This is a genomic window from Longimicrobiales bacterium (assembly GCA_028823235.1).
Lineage (GTDB): Bacteria > Gemmatimonadota > Gemmatimonadetes > Longimicrobiales > Gaopeijiaceae > UBA2589.
Genome location: JAPKBW010000062.1, coordinates 1 through 3,541, shown reverse-complemented (window position 1 = coordinate 3,541; position 3,541 = coordinate 1). Strand labels below are relative to the sequence as shown.

The following is a 3,541-nucleotide window of genomic DNA, read 5'->3' as shown; positions in this document are numbered from 1 at the left end:
CCCGCCGACTCGCGCAGAAGTCGGAGAAGACCCTGCAACGTTGGGAAGACGAAGGGGCCTCGAACCCGAAGCGCGCGCTCGAAGTCGAATGGTGGCGTGAGTACGCGCGAGAGGGCATTCCCGCGGAACCCGCGGGCGCATCTTTCGAAGCACACCTCGACGCGTTTGCGATCCTCGAGGATCGCCTCGTGTCTTCGGAGTGGTTGATCGGCGACCGGCTTTCGGTTCTCGATATCCCTTGGTTCATTACCACGGCGAGACTCCAAAACGCGGGATACCCGCTGGCGCATCATCCGCGGCTACATGCTTGGCATGAACGCCTGGCCCACCGGCCGGCGTTTCGAGAAGAGACCCGCGATCCGTTTCCGGTTCGATCGATCGTCATGCTCTATCAATTGTTCCGTCGCGCCCAGGGAACGACTCTCTGCGACGTGATGGCGAGCGCCTGAACACAGACCCGTTTCGGTGAGTTTTTAGGGAATAGGACATTCAAGCTGCCTTCTGGCACGACGTCCGAGCCTGGGCGCCATGTTAAACCCCTAGGTGAGCCCGAGACGGGAACACCCGCTGTCTGGGAACACCTCGGCGCTGACTGTTGACGACGGACTAGGTTCGTTCATGTACGAGTGGCTCCGTGACGGGGCTCCGATCTCCGGTGCGACGGGCTCGAGCTACCTCCTGACCCAGGACGACGTAGGCAGATCTGTTTCCGTCAAGGTCACCTATAGCGACATGCTCGGTACCGGAGAGAGCGTGTCGAGTGGTGCCCTCGGACCCGTCGCGAACGTGAACGATCCGCATCCCATCCACAGGGCAAAAACGGTGTCGAAAGTTCAATTCCGTCAAGGTCCACCAGCTTATGTCGCCTGCCCACCGGCTCCGGTTCGTGATCTTCTGCAGTTCAGCGAAGCTTTGAAGAGTTGAAGCTTGGGCCCGAAGCCGATTTGACATCGATTTGACACCTACTGGCTTCGCCCGCCTTGTTCGTGCCCGGCAGGCAGAGCGCTTTTACACCGACCAGGAAAACCACCCCGGCACATGGGTCCCGTCACGGGCCTCCCAATAGCAACTTGACATAACGCCCATACCCGGACGTTGTGCCGGAAGCTAGCTTGAATGTCCTATCCCCCAGTTTACCCGGTCCTGCCCAGTCTAGAGCCGTCAACACAATCGGACCCTTCCGGGTACTTAGAGGACGCCCTCGTTCTGCCGCGCCGTCGGGCCCAATGACATGCTCGCACCCGATTGCAGCCGGGGCGATTTCTATTGCATGAGGAGTCCAATTTCTGGTATTTTGAGGTGAAGGCTGCATGGACATATCGGCCCGCCTGCCAATTAAAGACCTTCCGAAAGCTCGCCTGCATGGATTCCTCGGGAAACCGCACTTCGCCGAACTCATCCACCGAAGAGGTCATTCGGACGGCTCTCGCGATCGGAACTCTGGTTGCGTTGGCCTTGATCTCGGGGCCTTCCCGTGCAGTCGAACCCTCGACTGACCACGACGTCGTGATCGTCGGGGCAGGGGCGTCCGGCCTCTACGCGGCTTACACGCTGAACAACCTGGGCTTTGATGTTCTGGTCCTCGAAGCCACGAATCGACATGGGGGCCGAGTCTATTCGGACACTCTCGGCGATGTCGGGATCGAGCACGGAGCTGAGGAACTTTACGGCGCGTCGAACAACCCGATATTCAACGATATCAATGCCGCATACGGCAACGGCGCACAGATTCGTATTTTCAGGGAAAACTCCACCCAGGATGAGTTGATCGTGATGGACGCAGACGGAATGGGTGGAGGGAATACATGTTGGGCGGAAACTGGAAATTGTTTTTTGGACCCGGACATCGTCGATTACTGGGACTTCTATTCCCAGGTCGGAAATCACGACAATTCCGCCACGGACGGCCCGTTGTCCGACTTCCTTGATACTGCCTGGGGCGTCCCTTCGACGAGTCGCGGTTACCACCTGTATGAAGAAGGTTCTCCGGGTGGTGAATATGGAACGACGGTCGAAAGATTGGGACTGCGGTCGCTGTCCCGGGAATGGAATTCCTTCTCACTGAGCAGTGCCCTCTACGGTTTGAACCCGACGGGATATCTCGACGCACTCGAAACACTGTATTTCGACCAGGTGATTCCTTTTGTCGTTTATAACAGCCCGGTTACGGTTGTTGATACGAGCGGTGTGAAGCCGGTCGCCATCGACGACAACGGGGTCTACCACTACGCCGATGCAATCATCGTGACCGTATCGGTCGGTGTTCTCAAGGCTGAGATCATCGATTTCATTCCCGATCTACCTGCTTCCAAGCTGGATGCCATCAATACGATCGGCATGGGGAAGGGCATGAAGATCTCGCTGCGATTCAGCAGCCAGGTCTGGGCATCCAAGATGATGAACGTGCTTACTGATGGCCTCTCCGGTAATTGCTGGACACCGAACAAGTACCAGCCCAGCGCCACCAGTCATGTGCTGACTTGTTTCCTGATGGGAAGGAACGCCGAAGCGATGGCGGCGCTGCCAGACGATACTGCCCGAATCAACCAGGCTCTGGCTGACCTTGATGTGGCGTTTGGTGGAAACGCATCGACTAATTTTATCGAAGGCGTTGTGCAGGATTGGACCGCGCAGCCGTATATACGCGGGAGTTACTCTTACCCCGCGCCGGGCACGCGCCCGCTGGCGGGTCTCACCATGCGCCAGGCTCTCGCGGAAGCCGTAGGGCCTACGCTCTACTTCGCTGGCGAGGCGACTCATAATTCGGCTGCATCGACTGTGCCTGGCGCGATGCAGGCGGGTGAGCGGGCAGCGGGAGAACTCATCTTTAATTTCGGAGGGCCACCTGCCCCGGGCACACCGACAGCGGACTTCTCGACGTCTGTGGCGGTTGGCGCTGCACCTCTCGACGTTTCGTTCAGCGACATTTCGAGTCAGATGCCGACAGCATGGTCGTGGGAATTCGGCGACGGGGGAACGTCGGTGGATCAGAATCCCAATCATCAATACACGACGCCGGGGGACTACTCCGTCAGCCTCACCGCGACTAACCCGAACGGCTCTCACACTCGGGTTCAGCCGCTGCTGATCTCGGTTCCGGAACCCTCCGCCCATGCCGCCCTGGTCGGCGGCATCTTGGGGTTACTGGCCATGCGGGCTCACCGAAGGCAGTTTGCCAATCAACGGATGTGAGCTGCCCGAATCCCTGTGCCCGCTCCTCCGTTGACTGCTTATTCCAGTTGTTCTCGGCAGCTCGCCCGCCTGGGGAGATACCGGGGGCGACGAGAGGCGGTAGCAACTTGACATAACGGCCACACGCGAAGCCTGTGCCAGAAGCTCGCCTGACTGCCCTATTCCTCTCTTCGTGACGTTGCATTACTTGAACCCAAACCATCTGTGCCCCGGGAGCACCGTTTCCCGTCGGGAGAGCCCGAGGTGCGGTAACCTGGGCGTTCTCGAAAAATGACCTCGGCGCAGTGCGTCGATGGTCCGGCAAGGGGGAGCCATGTCTGCCAAGAAGCACGCGAAAGGGCACGCCCAT

Annotated in this window: 3 protein-coding genes; all 3 read left to right on the top strand. The window is 59.0% G+C overall.

The window, feature by feature from the left end; genetic code table 11:
• On the top strand, window positions 1–449 hold a 449-nt coding region (locus tag OSA81_13500), incomplete at its 5' end, for a glutathione binding-like protein (GenBank protein MDE0900016.1).
• 94 nt (window positions 450–543) lie between these two features.
• Window positions 544–924, top strand: coding sequence for a hypothetical protein (locus OSA81_13495; protein MDE0900015.1), 381 nt, complete (start codon window positions 544–546; stop codon window positions 922–924).
• Window positions 925–1,362: 438 nt separating this feature from the next.
• The gene (locus OSA81_13490; GenBank protein ID MDE0900014.1) at window positions 1,363–3,192 is read left to right on the top strand and encodes an FAD-dependent oxidoreductase; all 1,830 of its coding nucleotides are present in this window, start codon (window positions 1,363–1,365) and stop codon (window positions 3,190–3,192) included.
• Window positions 3,193–3,541 lie beyond the last annotated feature (349 nt).

Coding starts and splice junctions, on each gene's coding strand:
- OSA81_13490 (MDE0900014.1), top strand. CDS start 1,363: ATGGATTCCTCGGGAAACCGCACTTCGCCGAACTCATCCACCGAAGAG.